Origin of the sequence: Tabrizicola sp. BL-A-41-H6, assembly GCF_050632395.1 — a bacterium.
Classification (GTDB): Bacteria; Pseudomonadota; Alphaproteobacteria; order Rhodobacterales; family Rhodobacteraceae; genus JAUYQR01.
Map to the genome: position 1 here is coordinate 3,777,708 of NZ_CP192600.1, position 19,194 is coordinate 3,796,901.

The 19,194-nt window shown below is 66.3% G+C and carries 16 protein-coding genes and 1 pseudogene; 7 read left to right on the forward strand and 10 right to left on the reverse strand.

Annotated features, from left to right (window positions below):
- Positions 1-32 precede the first annotated feature (32 nt).
- Genes ACROUL_RS18605 through ACROUL_RS18615 form a run of 3 tightly spaced genes read left to right on the forward strand, consistent with a single transcriptional unit; the run spans position 33 to position 3,444 of the window.
- Positions 33-695 carry a TetR/AcrR family transcriptional regulator gene (locus ACROUL_RS18605; protein WP_431300921.1) on the forward strand — a complete coding sequence of 221 codons (663 nt, stop codon included), beginning with the start codon at positions 33-35 and terminating at the stop codon, positions 693-695.
- Positions 692-1,879, forward strand: a complete 1,188-nt coding sequence (locus ACROUL_RS18610; RefSeq protein WP_431300922.1) for a pyridoxal phosphate-dependent aminotransferase — start codon at positions 692-694, stop codon at positions 1,877-1,879. The genes ACROUL_RS18605 and ACROUL_RS18610 overlap by 4 nt, the downstream gene beginning before the upstream one ends.
- The gene (locus tag ACROUL_RS18615; RefSeq protein ID WP_431300923.1) at positions 1,876-3,444 is read left to right on the forward strand and encodes a 5-guanidino-2-oxopentanoate decarboxylase; all 1,569 of its coding nucleotides are present in this window, start codon (positions 1,876-1,878) and stop codon (positions 3,442-3,444) included. Before ACROUL_RS18610 ends, ACROUL_RS18615 begins: the two co-directional genes overlap by 4 nt.
- Here ACROUL_RS18615 and ACROUL_RS18620 read toward each other — a convergent pair.
- Positions 3,432-4,592 (reverse strand): MFS transporter, encoded by a 1,161-nt coding sequence (locus ACROUL_RS18620; RefSeq protein WP_431300924.1) that lies wholly within the window; start codon positions 4,590-4,592, stop codon positions 3,432-3,434. The genes ACROUL_RS18615 and ACROUL_RS18620 overlap by 13 nt on opposite strands.
- A 185-nt stretch (positions 4,593-4,777) precedes the next feature.
- Between ACROUL_RS18620 and ACROUL_RS18625 the strand changes: the two genes are divergently transcribed.
- Together ACROUL_RS18625 and pth are read left to right on the forward strand one after the other, a co-directional pair.
- Positions 4,778-5,383: a 50S ribosomal protein L25/general stress protein Ctc gene (locus ACROUL_RS18625; RefSeq protein WP_431300925.1), complete on the forward strand. Its 606-nt coding sequence runs from the start codon at positions 4,778-4,780 to the stop codon at positions 5,381-5,383.
- Positions 5,384-5,512: 129 nt separating this feature from the next.
- Positions 5,513-6,196, forward strand: a complete 684-nt coding sequence (gene pth, locus ACROUL_RS18630) for an aminoacyl-tRNA hydrolase (RefSeq protein WP_431300926.1) — start codon at positions 5,513-5,515, stop codon at positions 6,194-6,196.
- Here pth and ACROUL_RS18635 read toward each other — a convergent pair.
- Together ACROUL_RS18635 and ACROUL_RS18640 are read right to left on the reverse strand one after the other, a co-directional pair.
- Positions 6,193-7,176 (reverse strand): YcjF family protein, encoded by a 984-nt coding sequence (locus ACROUL_RS18635; protein WP_431300927.1) that lies wholly within the window; start codon positions 7,174-7,176, stop codon positions 6,193-6,195. The genes pth and ACROUL_RS18635 overlap by 4 nt on opposite strands.
- Positions 7,173-8,588 carry a YcjX family protein gene (locus ACROUL_RS18640; RefSeq protein ID WP_431300928.1) on the reverse strand — a complete coding sequence of 472 codons (1,416 nt, stop codon included), beginning with the start codon at positions 8,586-8,588 and terminating at the stop codon, positions 7,173-7,175. Before ACROUL_RS18640 ends, ACROUL_RS18635 begins: the two co-directional genes overlap by 4 nt.
- Before the next feature lie 124 nt (positions 8,589-8,712).
- Between ACROUL_RS18640 and truA the strand changes: the two genes are divergently transcribed.
- The gene (gene truA / locus ACROUL_RS18645; protein ID WP_431300929.1) at positions 8,713-9,486 is read left to right on the forward strand and encodes a tRNA pseudouridine(38-40) synthase TruA; all 774 of its coding nucleotides are present in this window, start codon (positions 8,713-8,715) and stop codon (positions 9,484-9,486) included.
- A 32-nt stretch (positions 9,487-9,518) separates the two neighbouring features.
- Here the strand turns inward: truA and ACROUL_RS18650 are convergent.
- From ACROUL_RS18650 to ACROUL_RS18665, 4 genes and pseudogenes are all read right to left on the reverse strand, one after another.
- Positions 9,519-11,310 (reverse strand): annotated as a pseudogene (locus ACROUL_RS18650) (DNA polymerase III subunit epsilon).
- 3 nt (positions 11,311-11,313) lie between these two features.
- Positions 11,314-11,694, reverse strand: coding sequence for a response regulator transcription factor (locus ACROUL_RS18655; RefSeq protein ID WP_431300930.1), 381 nt, complete (start codon positions 11,692-11,694; stop codon positions 11,314-11,316).
- A gap of 3 nt (positions 11,695-11,697) precedes the next feature.
- A complete protein-coding gene (locus ACROUL_RS18660; RefSeq protein WP_431300931.1) occupies positions 11,698-12,213 on the reverse strand; it encodes a hypothetical protein in 516 nt (171 codons plus the stop codon).
- Positions 12,214-12,227: 14 nt separating this feature from the next.
- Complete coding sequence (locus tag ACROUL_RS18665) at positions 12,228-13,727, reverse strand: putative nucleotidyltransferase substrate binding domain-containing protein (protein WP_431301341.1); 1,500 nt, start codon at positions 13,725-13,727, stop codon at positions 12,228-12,230.
- 24 nt (positions 13,728-13,751) lie between these two features.
- Between ACROUL_RS18665 and ACROUL_RS18670 the strand changes: the two genes are divergently transcribed.
- Complete coding sequence (locus ACROUL_RS18670; protein ID WP_431300932.1) at positions 13,752-14,036, forward strand: hypothetical protein; 285 nt, start codon at positions 13,752-13,754, stop codon at positions 14,034-14,036.
- A 163-nt stretch (positions 14,037-14,199) separates the two neighbouring features.
- Here ACROUL_RS18670 and ACROUL_RS18675 read toward each other — a convergent pair whose 3' ends face one another.
- The 3 genes from ACROUL_RS18675 to acs all read right to left on the reverse strand — a co-directional run bounded on the left by ACROUL_RS18675 (position 14,200) and on the right by acs (position 18,884).
- Positions 14,200-16,080 carry an MFS transporter gene (locus tag ACROUL_RS18675; protein WP_431300933.1) on the reverse strand — a complete coding sequence of 627 codons (1,881 nt, stop codon included), beginning with the start codon at positions 16,078-16,080 and terminating at the stop codon, positions 14,200-14,202.
- Between the two features lie 171 nt (positions 16,081-16,251).
- Positions 16,252-16,920 carry an adenylate kinase gene (locus tag ACROUL_RS18680; RefSeq protein WP_431300934.1) on the reverse strand — a complete coding sequence of 223 codons (669 nt, stop codon included), beginning with the start codon at positions 16,918-16,920 and terminating at the stop codon, positions 16,252-16,254.
- Positions 16,920-18,884, reverse strand: a complete 1,965-nt coding sequence (gene acs, locus ACROUL_RS18685) for an acetate--CoA ligase (protein WP_431300935.1) — start codon at positions 18,882-18,884, stop codon at positions 16,920-16,922. The genes ACROUL_RS18680 and acs overlap by 1 nt, the downstream gene beginning before the upstream one ends.
- Between the last annotated feature and the right edge of the window lie 310 nt (positions 18,885-19,194).

The following is a 19,194-nucleotide window of genomic DNA, read 5'->3' on the forward strand; positions in this document are numbered from 1 at the left end:
CGCGAGATTATCCAAATGTATAACTCAGGTCGATGATGGACCAGCCCCGCCGCCAGTACCGCCGTGAAAGCGAACATTCGCGCAAGTCGTCGCTGATCGCGGCGACGCAGGCGCTGGTTGCCGAAGGCGGGCCGCAGGCAGCGACGGTGCGCGCCATCGCGGCGCGGGCTGGGGTGACGCCGGGGCTGATCCGGCATTACTTCCGCACCAAGGATGACCTGACCCGCGCGGCCTACATCGCCTTGATGGATGGGATGACCGACGAAGGCGCAGACGCGCTGGAAGGCGTTGGCGCGATGCCCGAGGAACGGCTGGCGGCCTTTGTCGCGGCGGGGTTGCGGCCGCCGGTGCTGGACAGCGCGGCGGTCGGGCTTTGGGCCGGTTACATGCATCAGGTGCGCAACGACCCCGACTTGTTGCAGGTGCACGAGGCGGGCTATCTGCGCTACCGCGACGCGCTGGAGGCGCTGATCGCCGCCCTGCCGCGCGAGGCAAGTGCCGCGCAACTGCGCGCCGAGGCGATTGCCTGCAACGCGCTGATCGACGGGCTTTGGGTCGAAGGCTCGCTTTTGACCGGGTCGTTCGCGCCCGGAGAGATCATCACGATCGGGCTGCGGTCGGTGGGCGCGATCCTTGGGGTGGACCTTCTGGCACATTCGGCAATGGTTTCGGATACGGGAAAGAAACTGACATGAAATACGCATCGGTCACCGAACGCCTTGCCGGGCTTGGCGGGGCGAAGTGGGCCTTGCACGCCCGCGCGCGCGCACTCAAGGCCAGCGGGGTGGAGATCATCGAACTGACGATCGGCGAGCCTGACGTGGCGACGCCCGACAGTTTCATCGCCGAGGCGCACCGCGCCATGCTGGCGGGCCGCACCGGCTATTCCAACGGGCGCGGCGAGCCGGGGTTGGTCAAGGCCCTGGCAGCGCGCTATTCGGCCCGGCGCGGGCGGACGATCACGCCGAAGCAGGTGATGTGCCTGCCCGGCACCCAGACCACGCTTTACGCCGTGATGCGCGCGATTGCCGAAGCGGGCGACGAGGTGCTGATCGGTGATCCCTTGTATGCGACTTATGAGGGGATCATCGCCCAGACCGGCGCGCGGATGGTGCCGGTGCCGTTGCGGCCCGAACATGGGTTTCGCATGCAGGTTGCGGATGTCGCGGCGCGGATGACGCCGGCCAGCCGGGTGTTGTTCCTGAATACACCACACAACCCGACGGGTGCCTTGTTGCGGCGCGAGGATCTGGTGGCGTTGGGCGAGCTGGCCCGCAAGCATGACCTGTGGATCCTGTCGGACGAGGTGTATGAGGACATGGTGTTCCCCGGGAACACCTTCGCCTCGCCGCTGGATCTGCCGGAACTGGCAGACCGGGTGATCGTCACCTGCTCGATCTCCAAATCGCACGCGGCACCGGGCTTCCGGTCCGGCTGGTGCATCGGGCCGGAAGAGTTCTGCGCGCGGCTGCTGCCGCTGTCGGAAACCATGCTGTTCGGCAGCCAGCCGTTCATCGCCGACATGACGATGAAAGCGGTGTCGGAGCCGTCGCCAGTGGCTGCGGGGATGGTGGAGCGGTTCTCGCGCCGCGCCGCGCTGATCGCGGACAGGTTGGACGGTGTGGCGGGCCTGCGCGTGCACCGGCCGGAGGCGGGGATGTTCGCGCTGGTCGATGTTCGGGCAACGGGGCTTTCGGGCGAAGCCTTTGCCGAGGGGCTGCTCGACGCGCAGCGGGTGGCGGTCATGCCGGGCGAAAGCTTTGGCGCGGGGTTGGCAGGCTGGCTGCGGTTGACCTTGACGCAACCCGACGAAGTGACGGCCGAGGCGGCGCGGCGGATTGCGGCGCATGCGGCCTCGGTCATGGGCCGGGCAGCATGACGACCGTTGGAGAGCGGCTGATTGAGGGGCTGGCGGCGCGGGGTGTCGAGGTGGTGTTCGGGATACCGGGCGTTCACACGATCGAACTGTACCGGGGGCTGGCGACAGGACTGGTGCGGCATGTCACGCCGCGCCACGAACAGGGCGCGGCCTTCATGGCCGACGGCTATGCGCGCGTCACGGGCAAGCCGGGTGTGGCGTTGGTGATCACCGGGCCGGGGCTGACCAACGCGCTGACCGCGATGGCGCAGGCACGGGCGGATTCGGTGCCGATGCTGGTGATTTCGGGCGTCAACAAGCGCGCGTCGCTGGGGCGCGGCTTTGGCCATCTGCACGAACTGCCGGATCAGGCGGCAATGGTGCGTGCTCTGTGTCCGACCGAGACGGTGATGGACGCCGCAGGGCTGGCGGGCGCGCTGGACCGGGCCTTTGCGGCGCTTGCGACAGGGCGGCCGGGGCCGGTGCATATCGAGATACCGACCGATGTTATGGGATTGCCCTGCGAGGCTTTGCCTGAGCCGGTGGCGGTGGTGAGGCCGGGGCCAGAGCAGGCGGCGCTGGCGCAGGCGGCGGATCGATTGAACCGGGCGGAGCGGGTGGTGATCCTTGCGGGCGGTGGCACGCGGCGGCACGAGGCGGCGTTGCAGGCACTGGCCGAGGCCTTGGATGCGCCGGTGGTGCAGACGGTGAATGCGCGCGGCGCGATGCACGGGCATCCTTTGGTGGTGCCCGCCTCGCCAAGCCTTGCGGCGGTGCGCGGGCTGATCGCTGCGGCGGATCAGGTGCTGGCCTTGGGGACGGAACTGGGGCCGACCGATTACGACATGTATGCGGTGGGCGGCGTGCCGGACCTGTCGGGGATGGTCCGGGTGGATGTCTGCGCCGACCAGTTGGCGCGGCATCCGGCGGCGGTTGCGATCCACGCCGATGCGGGGGCGGCGATGGCGGGGCTGCTGGCCTTGGTCCGGCAAAAGACGGGCGACGGTGCCGCGCGTGCAGAAGCGGCGCGGCAAGCGGCGCGGGCGGAACTGCCGGGGCTTTATGAGCCGATGCCGGGGCAGTTGGCGATGGTCGAGGCGATCCGGGCAGCGCTGCCCGGCGCGCTGATCGTTGGTGACAGCACGCAGCCGGTCTATGCGGCGAACCTTTACTACGATCACGACCGCCCCGGTGGCTGGTTCAACGCGGCGACGGGATATGGCGCGCTTGGCTATGGCCCCGGTGCTGCGATCGGTGCTGCGGTGGCCGCCCCCGGTGTGCCGGTGGTGTGCCTGATCGGGGATGGCGGGTTACAATTCTCAGCCGCGGAATTGCGCGTGGCGGTGGATGAAAACCTGCCCGTCACCTTCATCGTCTGGAACAACGCCGGCTACCGCGAGATTGCCGAGGCGATGCGCGGGGCGCAGACCCCGATCATCGGCTGCACGCCGTCACCCTTGAAGCTGGAACCCTTCGCGGCGGCCTGTGACCTGCCCTACATGCGGGTGGGCGAAGACCCTGAGGCGCTGGCGGCGGCCTTGCGTTCGGGCCACGGTCCTGGGCTGATCGAGGTTCAGGTGCGCTGACGCGCCAGCAAGGGCGCAAGGACGAAGATCAGCGCCAACAGACAGGCGGCAAAGACAAAAGCCATCCTGAGGCCGAAGCTGCCCGCGATCAGCCCCAGAAGCGGCGGGCCGACGAAATAGCCGAAGTAGCCCAGAAGCGTGGCGCGCGCGACGGCCCGCGCCCGGGCTGCGTCGGGGGCATATTGCCCGACCAGCGAAAACGCGGTGGGGGCGATGACCGAGGCGCCGATGCCCATGACGATGAACCCGGCATAAGCCATCGCCGGGGTCATCGCCTGCGAGGCGATCAGGGCGCCAACCGCTGCGATCAGCGCGCCCCCTTTCAGCAGATGAAACGGATTGATCCGCGAAGCGATGCCCTGCCCCACCAGCCGCGCCAGCCCCATCGTCAGCGCCAGCACCGCTGGGCCACCCGACCCTTCCGCCGGGCTGCCGCCGAGGGTCTGTTCGATGTGCAGAGCCGACCAGTATTCGGCGGCGTTTTCGGTCATGAAGGCGATGAGGACGATCCCGCCGCCGATCACCGGCACCATCCCAAGCCGCGCCGCCACCCGGTCTTTCGGCCGGGCCAGACCGTCGATCCGGCCATCGCGCTCGATTGCGGCCAGCGCGCCCAACAGCCCCACCCCGGCCATCAGCGCCATCACCGCCTCTGGCCCCCAACCCGCCGCGCGCAAGCCGCCAACCGAGAAGGCCGCCCCCGCGTACCCAAAGGAATAGGCGGCGTGGGCAAGGTTCATCAAGGGCGTGCCGCGCCGGGTTTCCATCGCCGCGACGCGGGCGTTCATCAGCACGTCGGTCAGGCCGGTGGCCGCGCCACAGGCGGCCATCGCCACGGGAAACAGCCACACCGCCGCCTGCCCCGGCAATGCAAAGGCCGCCGCCATCAGCCCGACGGCAACCGGCAATGCCGCGCGCCCAAGGCTGGCACCGATCATCGGGGCGGCCAGCATCGCGGCCATCGCCGCCACCGGCGTAGCAAAGACCAGGAGGCCAAGCCGCGTCTCATCGACGCCAAGCATGGTCTTGAGGTCGGGCAGGATCGCGGCGAAGGTGCCCCACAGCAGGCCCATTGTCAGGAAAGCGGCAAGGGCGGGGCGCGCAACGGTCAGGGTGGCAATCGGGCGCATTGGATCGGCGTGTGTCATGCCGCCTGACCTAGCGCCTCGCGCCGCCAGAGGCCAGCAGAGCGGTCGCGAAATCCGCACCCGGGCGACGCCAACGTTGATGCCGCGCGGATTGGTGCTTTCCATCGCTGCGATTCGACGCTATAGGCCCACGGTCGCGTCGCACACCCTTGGAGGGCGGCGGATTTATATATGGAGAAGAACCTATGGCACGCGAGATCCCAGATCTTGAGGCCCAGGTACGGACGGGGACAGGCAAGGGGGCCGCTCGTCAAGCTCGTCGTGAGGGCTACGTACCCGGGATCGTTTACGGCGGCGGCAAAGAGCCCGCACCCGTCAACCTGAAATACAACTACTTGCTGAAGCGCCTGCGTCAGGGGCGTTTCCTGCAGACCCTCTTCAACCTCAAGGTCGAAGGTCAGCCGGACGTCCACGTGATCTGCCGCGGCGTGCAGCGCGATGTGGTCAAGGACCTTCCGACCCACGTCGATTTCCTGCGCATCAGCGATGACAGCCGGATCGAGCTGTTCATCCACGTCACGTTCATCAACCACGAAGCAAGCCCCGGCCTGAAGCGTGGCGGTACGCTGACCGTGGTGCGCCCGGAAGTGGAACTGGAAGTCACCGCTGGCGACATCCCGGACCACATCACCGTGGACCTGACCGGCAAGGTGATCGGCGACGTGATCCACATCAACGACGTCGTGCTGCCCGATGGCACCCGTCCGACGATCAACCGCAACTTCGTCATCGCCAACGTGGCGGCCCCTGCGGGCCTTGCTGCGGCGGAAGAGGAAGAAGCCACCGCGTAACAGCGGCTGGCATGAGCGATCCGCGCGGGGGGCCAATGGCCCCCCGTTGCATTTTCGGGCGGTTGGTTGAGCGGGCTGGCTTAAGCCGCTATATCCCGGCAGTGCCGGGCTTACCGGCAGGAGGTGGCGATGAAGCTCTTTGTCGGTCTGGGCAATCCGGGCGCGAAATATGCCGCCAACCGGCACAACATCGGTTTCATGGCGCTGGACCGGATCGCGGCGGACCACGGGTTCAGCCCGTGGCGCAAGGCGTTTCAGGGGCTGGTCAGTGAAGGCAGGCTCGGGGACGAGAAGGTGGCGCTGTTGAAACCCGAAACCTTCATGAATCTGTCGGGTCAGTCGGTGCAGGCGGCGCTGGCGTTCTGGAAGCTGCCCTTGTCCGATGTGACGGTATTTCATGACGAGTTGGACCTTGCCCCCGGCAAGTTGCGCCTGAAGGAAGGCGGCGGTCATGCCGGGCACAATGGCTTGCGGTCGATCCACGGCCACCTGGGCGACGGCTATGCGCGGGTGCGGCTTGGCATCGGCCATCCCGGCCACAAGGATGCGGTGGCGGCCTATGTCCTGCATGATTTCGCCAAGGCGGATCAGGAGTGGCTGGAAGACCTGCTGCGCGGCATTTCCGAAGGCGCGCCTGCGCTGGCGGCGGGCGACGGGCAGAAGTTCATGAACGCTGTCGCCCTACGCACCGCGCCGCCACGGTCGTCAACCTCAAGGCCCGAAGCGCCGGTGTCGATGCCGAAGGAAACGCCGAAACCGGTGGCGGTTGATGATCGCAGCCCGATGCAGAAGCTGTTGGACAAGTTTCGTTAGCCGCGTGACACGAGGCCCGCCAGCGCCCGGCTGACCAGCGACGATACCGCCGGTCGTTCCAGCGCCACGAAGGGCAAGGGGCGGCAGATGTCGATGGCGGCGACGCCAACGCGGGCGGTCAGCGCGCCATTGACGACGCCCTCGCCAAAGCGGCGCGAGACTTTGGACAGCACGCCCCCGCCCGCGACCGAACTGATCAGATCGTCGGTCAAGGCCACCGCGCCGGTGGCGACCAGCGACGAAAACACCCGGCGCAACAGGCGCATGCTGCCGAAATTGCCCGACCGACCGCCGTAGATCTGGGCGATCTGGCGGATCATCCGCAGGTTGGAGAAGAGCGCGGCGGCGACATCGGCCAGCGCCAAAGGCACCAGCGCGGTCACGGTCGCCACCTGCCGCGCCGCCGCCTCTACCGCCACGCGGGCCTCGGCATCCAGCGGCGTCAGCAACTCACGTTCTGCCAGCGCCAGCAGCGCGTCGGCGTCCAGCACTTCCGCCTCGCGTTCGGCCAGCCGCGCGCGGCCCCAGGCAGTGTCTGGGCGGGCGGCGTAAAGCCGGGTCAGGGCCACCACGACGCGCCGCGCTTCTGCCAGATCAGCGGTGGAGCGGGCGGTGATGGCCCGGTCGCGGAAGCCGTCGATCCGGGCCATTCGGGCAAAGGCCGCCCATTCGCGCCCCGCAAGGATCAGAGCTGCCAGCACCGCGACCGCGACCAGCACGAAGGCGGTCCAGCCCAGCACCACGTTGCGCGCCAGAAGATTTGTCACGAAATCCCATGCCGCCACACTTAGCACAAAGGAGAACAGCGCGCCAAACGCCCAAACCGCAAACCGCATCACGCCCGAACCCTTGCGCTGCGATAGCGCGGCCAAGGCCTGCATCGCCTCTCCTTCCGGCAGCACGTCCGGCACGGGCGGTGCGGCGCCGGGGTCGATGGCGTCGTCGATTTCCTGCACGAAAGGCTTTGGCGGGCGGGTCACAGCCGGTCTCCGATGAGAAAGTCGATCGCCCGGTCAAGGCGGATGTGCGGCGGGCCTTCGCCGGGTTTCAGCGTCAGGCGGGCGGGGGCAAAGGTCATCAACTGGTAATCGGCATCAAGCCAGCCCTCGGCGCCGCCCCGGGCAGGGGCAAGGAGGCGGGCGGGGTCGGACGGCAGCGCCCCGGGATACATCACCGCCGGTTTGCCGGTCGCTGACAGGATGCCCTTTACCGCAGGCAGCACCTCGCCGTCGCGGGTGACAGTTTCCTCGACCGTGGCGCGAAGGGAGGCCAGTGACAGCGCCTCGGTCCGTGCGCCCGAGAAATCCGCGCGCGACTTCGCCTCGGCCAGAAGGGCCGCGGTGATCGCGGTCAGCGCGGGGTGCTGTTCGTGGTGCAGATGGTCGGCCTTGGTTGCGGCGAACAGGATCCGCTCCACCCGCTTGCCGCCGAAAAGACCGGTAAGCCAGGTGTTGCGGCCGGGGCGGAAACTGCCCAGCACCTCGGCCATCGTGCGGCGCAGGTCTTCGACGGCGCGCGGGCCCTGGTGTATGGCACCAAGCACATCCATCAGCACGATCTGCCGGTCGATCTTGGCGAAATGGTCGCGGAAGAACGGGCTCACGACGCGTGCCTTGTAAGCCTCGAACCGCCGCTCCATCTCGCGCCAGAGGCTGGCGCGCGGGGTCATCGCAGGTTTCGGCATGGGCGCGAAGGTCAGGACGGGCGAGCCGGCCAGATCGCCGGGCAGCAGGAACCGGCCCGGCGTCACGTCAACGCGGCCCAGATCGCGCGCGGCGGCAAGGTAGGCGGTGAAGGCGTCCGACAGCGCGCGGATGCAGTCTTCGTCCAGCCTTAGCGCGCCATCCTCGGCCCGCGCGCGGGCGACGAAATCCGCCGCCTCGGGGCGCTTGGCAAGGCGGGTGAGCGTCGCTTCGGACCACGCGTCATAGCTTTGGTCCAGCAGGCCAAGGTCCAGCAGCCATTCGCCGGGGTAATCCACGATATCGAGGTGAAGCGTGCGCGGTGACCGCCAGCCCGCGAACAGGCCCGACGGGCGGATGCGGAACGACAGGCGCAGTTCAGATATCGCGCGGGTCGAGGCAGGCCAGCGCGGCACGTCGCCGGTAAGCGCGGCCATGTGGCCTTCGTAGTCGAAGCGCGGCAGGGTCACGTCGGGCTGCGGTTGCAGATAGACCGCCTCGATCCGACCCTCGGCATGGGCCTTCAGCTGCGGCATCCGCCCACGCTGCAAGAGGTTGGCCACCAGCGCGGTGATGAACACGGTCTTGCCCGCCCGCGACAGGCCGGTGACGCCAAGGCGCAGGCTGCCGTCAAGGAAGGCTTCCGAGAGCGACGCCCCTGCCCCTTCGATCCCACGGGAGATCCCGTCCGCAAGCCCGAAAAGCGCCAACTGCCGTTCCCTTCGCTGTCGGTAACAAGATAGGCCGGGCGGGCGGCGATTGGTAGGGGGTGCGGCCGGCGAGGCGGTGCGGCGTGCAATTCACAAGCCGGGCAAACCCCTGTAGGGAGGGCGGATGCCCCGCTATGCGCTTCAGATCGAGTATCACGGCGGCCCGTTTGCGGGCTGGCAGCGGCAGGCCGGGGGTCTTGTGTCGGTGCAGGGCGCGGTCGAGGCGGCGCTGGCACGGCTGGAACCGGGGCCGCACACCATCGCCGCCGCGGGCCGCACCGACGCCGGGGTTCATGCCACCGCGCAGGTCGCGCATGTCGACCTGACGCGGGAGTGGGACCCGTTTCGGCTGGCCGCCGCGTTGAACGCGCATCTGCGCCCGCACCCGGTGGCGGTGATCGCCTGCGCGCGGGTGGAGAGCGACTTTCACGCGCGGTTTTCCGCGACCGGGCGGCGCTACCTGTTCCGGCTGGTGGCGCGTCGCGCGCCCTTGACGCATGACCGGGGGCTGGCGTGGCAGGTGTTGCACCGGCTGGACCTTGCGGCCCTGCGCGACGGAGCCGCGCGGCTGGTCGGGCACCATGATTTCACCACCTTCCGCTCGACGCTGTGCCAGTCGAAAAGCCCGGTCAAGACGCTGGACCGGATCGAGGTGTCGGAGCAGCCCTATCCGGGCGGCGTGGAATACCGGTTCGAGTTGGCGGCGCGCAGTTTCCTGCACAATCAGGTGCGGTCGATCGTCGGCACGCTGGAGCGGGTGGGCAGCGGTGCATGGGCGCCCGATGATGTGACAGAGGCGCTGGAGGCGCGCGACCGGGCGGCCTGCGGCCCGGTCGCACCGCCACAGGGCCTGTATCTGGTCGGGGTGAGCTATCCGGCTGACCCGTTCGCGGGCTGACGCCCGGCGGTCTGCAAGCTTCCTCGCGCTGGTCAGTTCAGGTCTTTCAAGAGGCGACCGTGCTTGCGCACCTCGGCCAGCACCGATCCGAAGGTCGCATGGCCCCGGCCAGACAGCATCGGCACCAACTTCAGAAAGGCCTCAGCCGTGGCAAGAGTGTCGCCAATCGCGGTATGGCGAGATTCCTCGGGGATGGTGATGCCACGCCGATGGGTCAGCGCGTCAAGGCTGTGGACTTCGTGCTGGCCATAGACAACGGCGGACAACAGCACGGTGTCCAGCACCGGCATGTCGAAGCTGAGGCCAAGCTAGGGCTCCTGGCTCGAACACCACATATGTCAGCCGGTCCAGCCGCGCCTCGGCCAGTCTGTCGGTGCGCGCAGGCGACAGAAGGTCGAAATCATAGACCACATTGCGCGAAACCGGTTTCGGGCGTGACACCGCGCGGCGGGCCTGACGGATCGAGGGGCACAGGGCCTGGCGTCCGTCGACCGGCACCTCCGGCCAGATTTCGGTCGCATGCGCTGCCAGCACGCTGCGGGCAAAGCGGACGGGCACGTCGCCATCCAGCGGTTCGGCCAGCCAAGCCTCCAGCTTGCCCACGCCCACCCGACCTCCACGCCACGACAAGCGGATGGCGGCGTCGGTGTCCTCTTCCTCCATGGTCAGGCGCATGTCATCGGCAAGGCCGGTCCCCGCTACTTTGCGCGCCATGAGCGACAGAAAGCCGATCAGCTCGAATCCATTGCAGCGCAGCAAAAGGTCGTCGGCCTTTGCGGTCACCGTCAGGCCCTCGGCCGCCAGCCGTGCGACCAGCCCTTCGGCAAGGTCGGAGGCGCGCGCTTGCGGTAGCGACGAGGCCTCGCCCTGCCCTTCGTCGCGCGCGGCGCCAAAGCGGGTCACGGCCTGTGACAGGCGGCTGACCTCGGCCTTCGGGGCGCCTTGCATGGGGGCGTGCAGCGCCCCTTCGGGCAGCACCTCGATCAGTGTTGCCAATGTTGCTGTCGGCCGGCGCAGGCTGTCCAGTGTTTCGGCCAGCATCGCCTCTCGCTGGGTCTCGGCGGCCATGTCGCCGGTGATGTCGCGCAGCGTCAGCACAAAGCCCGCGTCCCCCTCGCCGGCGAGCCGCATCCGGGCGGCAATTACACGCGAGCCGAAAACGGTGGTGCACTAGAGGTCGGTCACCGCGTCAGGGTCGGCAGTGGCCTTCAGCCGGTCGTAAGCATGGCGCAACGGCGCCGCATGGATGTAATCAAAAAGCTTGCGGTTCAGCCCCGACTCAAGTCCTGCGCCACGTCCGGCCCCGATCACATCGGCGGCGGGAGAGTTGTAGAACACGAGCGCATGATCAGTCGAACGTAGGATCACCCCAGCCGGCACATCGGACAACAGGGCTTCAAGCCGCGCCTTCTCCGACCCCAGCCTCAGCGTCTCGCGCGCGACGGCTTCGGCCAGCGCGCTGCGGGTTTCGGTCAGGCTGCGCGCGGCGGCGACTGCGGCGGGCGCAAGATCGCCAAGGTATTGGGCGATGGCGGCGTCCATTTCGGCCGAGACGTCTGCATGGGCGCGGGCGCGCAGACTGCCGGCAAGCGTTTCGATCGGCTTGGCGACGTTCAGATCAAAAAGATACCCGACGCCCGCCACCGGCCCCAGCGCCGCAAACCCGGCAAGGATACCGGCCTGCACGAAACCCTGCGCCGCCCCCGGATCGTCCAGCCGGGAATAGCCAACCCACAACCCGACCGCCTGCGCACCGATCACCGCCGCAGCAAGGCCTGCAAAGATCAACAGGATCCGCAGCCGAAGTGACAGCCGGGACAGCACCGCTCAGGTTCCCGGCGACAACAGGCGGCGGACCTCGGCCCGAAGATCCTTGAGTTCGAACGGTTTCAAGATGAACCCATCCGCCCCGAGCGCCATCCCCTTGCGCCGTTCGATGGCCGATCCGCGCGCCGTCATCATCAGCACCTTCACATCGGAAAGGGCCGGGTCCATCCTGATCCCCTCGCAGATCTCGTAGCCCGAAACCTCTGGCAACATCACGTCCAGCAGCACCAGATCGGGATGCGTCGCCCGGATGCGGGTCATCGCGTCGGCACCGGATGCCACGCGGTCATGGTCATAGCCTTCGCGCGTCATCAGATAGTCCAGCGCGACGGCAATGTTGTCCTCGTCTTCAACCACAAGGATTCGCGGCTTTCGGTCCATGCGTCACCCCTTCCTGCATGCGGCTTGCAAACGGTCATTGGCACTGGCGGGTTGCCATTCGGCTCCGGTCAAATCTCCCGCTTCGGTGATCTTCGAGTCGGTGATCATCAACGCCTGCCGCCCCCCGGCGCAATCGACCGCCATCGCGGCCTCTGTCATCCCACCGGCGCGGGCAAAGCTGTAAAGCGTGACGATGTGAAGATCGGCCTTCTGCGGGTGGCTGAGGGTCTTGCGATGATCAAGCGCCACAAAGCTGGTCGTGGTCTTTGCAAGATAGGTCCGGGGCCGGAAGGGCGAAGCCTGTTCAAGGGTGGCGACAAGCTCGATCTCGGGGGGAAGCTGGCCGGTCATCCGGGGATACCAGTCATACTCGCTCCAGACCGTGTAGCCGATCAGCGCAAGCCCGGCGGAAGCGGGGGCTACCCAGCTTGGAATTGCAGGCACCCAGCGGCGCAGAAGCCAGACCGGCACGCCGGTTATGGCGGCGACGAAAAGGGCGGCGATCAGGTCAATGGCCATCGTTGCGTCAGGCCCTAGCTTCTGGCGCCGCGGGTCGATCCCACTGCGGATTGCATGGTGCGCACCACAACGAAAGCGTCGCGCAAGTGGCTGCGTTCAAAATCGGATAGTTCGGACGGGGCGATGAAATTGTCCGGCCGCTCGCCAGCCTTGACCCGTCGGATCTGATGTTCAAGCCGGGTTTCGGCGATCAGATCATAGGCTTCGATCAGATCACGCGCCCCGCCGGGGCTGACTACACCCGCCTCGGCTGCCGCCTCAAGCCGCTGTCGGGTGTTGACCACATTGAAAGCGCCGATCAGGGCGTAGATGCGGCCCAGATCCACAACCGGGACCGCGCCGTTCATCTTGAGGTCGATGTGGTTCTTGTGCTCGTCCGAGCGGATGGTGGCAAAGCCGCGCAAAAGGCCAAGCGGCGGTGTGTGCTTGAGGCTGTTGGAGATCATGTGCGCCACGAAGATCGAGTTCTTGGTGGCGTTTTGCAGCACCTCGGCCTGAAGCTCGGTGTAAAGGCTGGCCGTGCCACCGATCGGGCGCAGGTCGAACATCACGCTGGCCAGCATCTGCGCCATCGGATCGGGCGTTGCCACCCATTTGCGGAAATATTCGCGCCAGACGCGCACCGGCTGGCACCATTGCGGGATCGTGGCCATCATGTCGCCGGGGCGATAGACATAGCCGCAGGCATTGAGCCCGTCGCTGACGATCCTCGCCAGTTTGGCGAAATAGGCCATATCGTCGGCGGTGGCGGCGTCGTCCACCATCAGGCAGTTGTCCTGATCGCTGATGCCGGTCTGTTCCTGCCGCCCCTGGCTACCGCAGGCCAGCCACAGGTAAGGCACCGGGGCCGGGCCCAGTTCCGCCTCGGCCATGGCAAGGAGGCGGCGGGTGACGGTATCGGTAATGTCGGTGATCAGCCGGGTCACCACCTCGTGCGCGGTGCCACCACCCAACAGTTGCACCAAAAGGCGCGGGATGCGGGCGGTGTTTTCCGCCAGTTCGGGCACGGTCTGCGCCGTCGCCGCGTTGCGCACCAGAAGTGCCGAGGATACGTCCTGCAACCGTGTCAGGTCGGTCTGGGTGATCATCCCGACCAGCTTGCCGTCATCGACCACCGGCATATGGCCGATCTGGTGTTCCAGCATCCGGTTCAGCGCCTTGTTGGTGAAATCGCGCGCGGTGACGATGCCAAACAGCCGCTCCCCGTCCACGATCGCAAGGCATGAGATATGGGCATCCCGCATGATCTCGGCGCCTTGGCGGATGGTGGTCGAGGGGGGCACGGCAATCGGCGCGCGGGCATTCAGGTTGCCGACCTTGCGGGTGGAGATATCCGCCTCGCGGTTTTCGTGCTGGCGGCCACGGTGGAAAAAGCGTTCGAACGCCGGGTAGCTGGCGATCAGGCGGCGAAACTCGGCCTGCGGCAGCATCTGGATTTCGGCGCCATCGGTGGCGCGGGTCATGCCGCCCCCCGCCCTTTCGTGGCGCTTGTGCAGCGCAGTGCAATCGGGGATGAAGAGGGCAAAGGAGTGCGTCCCGTGATCCAGCCCGTCATCGATCTTGTGCAATCGCAACTGCTGGATCCGTTCCGCATCGGGCTGATCATCGGCCTTGTGTACACCATGCTCCGCACACAGGAGGCGACCGGCCGGCTGATCCCGCTGGCGGCTGGCGTGGTGTTCGTGGCGGTGATCCTGCCGTCGACCATGCCGCGCGGCGAGGCCGGACTGGTCACTGCGATCGCTGCGGGCATCCTTTCCAACCTGATCATCCTCGGCATCGTGCTGCTTGGGTGGTCGCTGGTGTCGCGGTTGCGGCGCTGACCCGAGGCGTCATTGCGGTCTTCCGGCGGTTGTCGTTGGCCAGCCCATTCGTGGCTGACAAAGCCCTTGTCGGATGCGGGCTTGGCAAGGCACGAACCATAGTATCGCCCCAGTAGAAAGAGGGCCGGGAGCCCGAAGGTTCCCGGCCCGTCCGTCAGGGCAGTTACCGCGCCGAGTCGTCGGCAAAGATGTCCTTCTTGTGGGTTCCGCCCGGCACGAAGATCATGCCGATGACCACGGTCATCAGGGCGATGATGATCGGATACCACAGGCCGCCGTAGACCGAACCGGTCTGCGCCGAGATGGCGAAGGCGGTTGCGGGCATCAGGCCCCCGAACCAGCCGTTGCCGATGTGGTAGGGCAGCGACAGGCCGGAATAGCGGATCCGGGTCGGGAACATTTCGACCAGCATCGCTGCGATCGGGCCGTAAACCATCGTCACCAGGATGATGAGGTAGGTCAGGATGGCAACGATCGTCAGTTTCTGCGCGGTGAAGATGTCGATGAAGTTGGCAGCCACGGCAACGGTCGTGTTGTCCTTGGCAACCAGCGGATAACCCGCTGCCGCAACCGCATCGTTCACGGCCTTGGTGAAGGCGGCAGGCTTGCCCTTTTCAGCGTCGAGTGCTGCTTGCGCGGCGTCGATGGCAGCCTGATCCGTACCGGCCTTGGCGGTTTCCAGCGCTGCGGTCAGTTCAGCGACCGCTGCGGCGTTGGCCGCGCCAACATAGGACGGGATTTCCGTATCGCCGACCTTGACGGTGGCGATGGAGCCAGCCGGCGCGTCGACGGTTTCGTAGTTCACCGAAGCGCGCGACAGCAGCGCCTTCGTGATGTCGCAGGAGTTGGTGAACTTTGCCGTACCGACCGGGTTGAACTGGAACGAGCAGTCAGCCGGGTCCGCCGTCACCACAACCGGGGTCTGGTGGGCGGCATAGAGCATCGGGTTCGCGGTTTTCGTCAGCAGCGGGAACACGATCTGGTAGGTGGCAGCCGCCAGAAGGCAGCCCGCAAGGATGATCGGCTTGCGGCCGATACGGTCCGAGAGCGCGCCGAAGAACAGGAAGCCACCGGTGCCGAGGATCAGCGACCATGCTACGAACACGTTGGCCGAGAAGCTATCGACCTTGATCACGTTCTGCATGAAGAACAGGGCGTAGAACTGGCCGGAGTACCAGACCACTGCCTGCCCAGCGACAAGGCCGAACAGCGCGATCAGGGCGATCTTGCCGTTCTTCCAGGTGCCGAAGGCTTCGCGCAGCGGAGCTTTCGAGCCTGCGCCCTCTTCCTTCATCTTCTTGAAGGCGGGTGATTCGTTCATCTGCAGGCGGATATAGAGCGAGATCAACAGCAGGAAGATCGAGCCGAGGAACGGAATCCGCCAGCCCCAAGCGTTGAACGCCTTCATCATCTGCGGTGTGCCGTCGGCGTTCATCATCGCCGCACCGGCCGCGTCAAGCACCGGCTGGTCTGGGTAGGCGCCGTTGATGTAGCCCTGCACCGACAGGATCACGATCAGCGACAGCAAAAGGCCAAGCGTTGCCGTGGTCTGGATGAAGGCGGTGAAGTAACCGCGCTGGTTTGCAGGCGCGTGTTCGGCCACATAGACCGCAGCACCGCCGTATTCGCCGCCAAGAGCAAGGCCCTGCAACATGCGCAGCGCGATCAGGATGATCGGTGCCGCGACGCCCCAGGAGTAGTAGTTGGGCAGAAGACCGACGAGGAAGGTCGAGAAGCCCATGATCAGGATCGTCATCAGGAAGGTGTACTTCCGGCCGATCAGGTCACCAAGCGAGCCGAACACCAGCGCGCCGAACGGGCGCACGATGAAGCCGGCGGCGAAGGCCAGAAGCGCGAAGACGTTCCGCGTGGCCTCGGGGAACGGCGTGAAGAACTGGGCACCGATGATCGCGGCCAACGAGCCGTACAGGTAGAAATCGTACCATTCGAAGATCGTCCCGGCCGAGGAAGCAAGGATAACCTTCTTTTCCTCTCCGGTCATCGGGCGGGATCTGTCCCGCACGTTCATGTCAGCTACTGCCATTTGGCTTCCTCCTTGAGGTCCGGTCTTTGGCCGGACGGTTCCCTTCCGCAGTCGACTTCCGCTCTGCAATCGGTGCAGACCGGCCTCCTCAGGCTTCCCCCGACGTGCGGTTTCGCCCCCCGTTTCTGGTGCCCGTGCCCGACGCGAGCTGCGCCGGATGCGGGCATGTCGTCAGGCCGTCACCCGGCCCAGAACCTCGGCCAGTGCCGCACGGATCCCTGCGATGGAACCCATCGCGTCAACCCGGTGCAGCACGCCCTTGGTTTCGTAATGCGCGATCAGGGGCGCGGTCTGGGCGTGATACGCCTTCAGCCGTTCGCTCACCGTTTCGGCGTTGTCATCGGCGCGGCGCTTGAATTCGGTACCGCCGCACTTGTCGCAGGTGCCCGCATGAGCAGGCTGCTTGAACTGGTCGTGGTAGCCTTCGCCGCAGGTGGCGCAGGTGAAGCGGCCCGCCACGCGCGCGACCATCGCCGCATCGTCAACCTCAAGGCTGACGGCGGCGGTCACCTTGCGGCCCGCCTCGGCCAGCAGCGCATCCAGCGCCGCCGCCTGCGCCCTGGTGCGCGGAAAGCCGTCAAGGATGATGCCCTTGGCCACGTCCGGTTCGGCCATCCGGTCCTTCAGGATCGCCAGCACGATGTCGTCCGACACCAGTTGCCCCGCCTCCATCACCGCCTTGGCCTTGCGGCCTGCCTCGGTGCCGGCGGCAACGGCGGCGCGCAGAAGGTCACCGGTCGAAAGCTGGATCAGACCGAAGTCTTCTTCCAGCATCCGGGCCTGCGTACCCTTGCCAGCCCCCGGCGGCCCCAGAAGGATGAGAACGGGTGCCACCGGCATCAGCCCTTGTTCATCCGGTTTGCAATCAGGTCGTCAACCACCGAAGGATCTGCAAGGGTCGAGGTATCGCCCAGCGCACCAAAGTCGTTCTCGGCAATCTTGCGCAGGATGCGGCGCATGATCTTGCCGGACCGGGTCTTTGGCAGGCCGGGAGCCCACTGGATCAGGTCGGGCTTGGCGATCGGGCCGATCTCGGTCCGGACCCAGGCTTCCAGTTGCTTTCGCAGCGTCTCGGTCGGCTCCACACCTTTCATCAGCGTGACGTAGGCGTAGATGCCCTGACCCTTGATGTCGTGCGGATAGCCAACCACGGCGGCCTCTGCCACCGCCTCATGCGCCACCAGCGCGGATTCCACCTCGGCCGTGCCCATCCGGTGGCCCGAGACGTTGATCACGTCATCGACGCGGCCGGTGATCCAGTAGTAGCCGTCCTTGTCGCGGCGGCAGCCGTCGCCGGTGAAGTAGTAGCCCTTGTACTGGCTGAAATACGCCTCCTCGAATCGCTGGTGGTCGCCCCAGAGTGTCCGCATCTGACCCGGCCAGCTGTCCGAGATGCACAGGACGCCATCGGTTTCCGTTTCGGCCTGCACCTTGGCGGTGGCGGGATCCAGAACCTCCAGCTTGACGCCGAAGAAGGGCTTGGTCGCCGACCCCGGCTTCTGCGGGATCGCGCCCGGCAGCGGCGTCACGATATGGCCGCCGGTTTCGGTCTGCCAGAAGGTGTCGACGATCGGGCATTTCCCCTTGCCGACATGGGTGTTGTACCACGACCACGCCTCCGGGTTGATCGGCTCGCCCACCGAACCCAAGAGCTTCAGGCTGGACAGGTCGTGCTTTTCCACCCACTCCGGCCCAAGGCCCATCAGGCTGCGGATCGCGGTCGGGGCGGTGTAGAACTGGTTGACCTTGTGCTTGGCGCAAACCTCCCAGAAGCGGCCCGCGTCGGGGTAGGTCGGCACGCCCTCGAACATCACCGTGGTTGCGCCATTGGCAAGCGGGCCATAGACGATGTAGCTGTGCCCCGTCACCCAGCCCACATCCGCCGTGCACCAGAAAACGTCGCCGTCATGGTAATCGAAGGTCAGCTGATGCGTCATCGCGGCGTAGACGATGTAGCCGCCAGTGGTATGCACAACGCCCTTCGGCTTGCCGGTGGAGCCCGAGGTGTACAGGATGAACATCGGGTCTTCCGCGCCGACCTCGACATAGGGGCAGTAGGGCTTCGCCGCCGCCATCTCTGCCGTAAGGTCGAAATCACGGCCTTCGGTCCACGAGGTCTGGTCGCCGGTGCGCTTGACCACCAGCACCTTCACCCGGTCGCTGACGTGCAGCATCGCCTTGTCGGTGTTGTCTTTCAGACCGGTCTTCTTGCCGCCGCGCGGTGCCCAGTCGGCGGTGATAACCAGCTTGGCCTCGCAGTCGTTGATCCGGTTGGCCAGCGCATCGGGGGAAAACCCGCCGAACACGATGGAATGGATCGCGCCCAGACGGGTGCAGGCCAGCATCGCATAGGCCGCTTCCGGGATCATCGGCATGTACAGAACGACCCTGTCGCCCTTTTTCACGCCATGCGCCTTCAGCACGTTCGCCAACCGGCAGGTCTGTTCCAGAAGCTGCGCATAGGTGATGTGCTGCGCCGGTTCCTTCGGATCATCGGGTTCCCAGATGATCGCGGTCTGGTCGGCGCGGGTCAGCATGTGGCGGTCGATGCAATTGGCGCTGACGTTCAGCATCCCGTCCTCGAACCACTTGATCGAGATGTTGCCGGGCGCGAACGAGGTGTCCTTCACCTTGGTGAACGGGCGCGTCCAGTCGATGCGCAGCGCCTCGGCTGCCCAGAACGCCTGCGGATCAGCGATGGAGGCGGCATAGCGCTCCTCATACTGCCGGGCGTTGACGTGCGCGTTCGCGATGAATTCGGGCGACGCCGAATAGATCGACTTCAAGGCAGACTGGTCGTTCATCTTGCTTCCTCCCCTGCGGCGAAAGGTCTGGCCAAAGACCTGCGCCGTGACCCGCGTCGGAATGGCGCGGATCTGCTCTCCTGCGGGCAAGGTAACACTTCGTCAATTTTTTGTTAAGTGCTTTTTATTGCTCGATTATTTTGTAAATTTGTTGACCTTAATTCGGTCGTCATTGTAAATTTTGGAAAATCAGGCGGGAAAATGGCAAGCCATATCAACAGGCTGCGGGGTAACGAAGCCGTGACTTAAACGGTCGGCGGGGGTTGTGCTGTCCCGCAGGCCAAACCGCGGGCTTTCGGCCCGGCGTTAC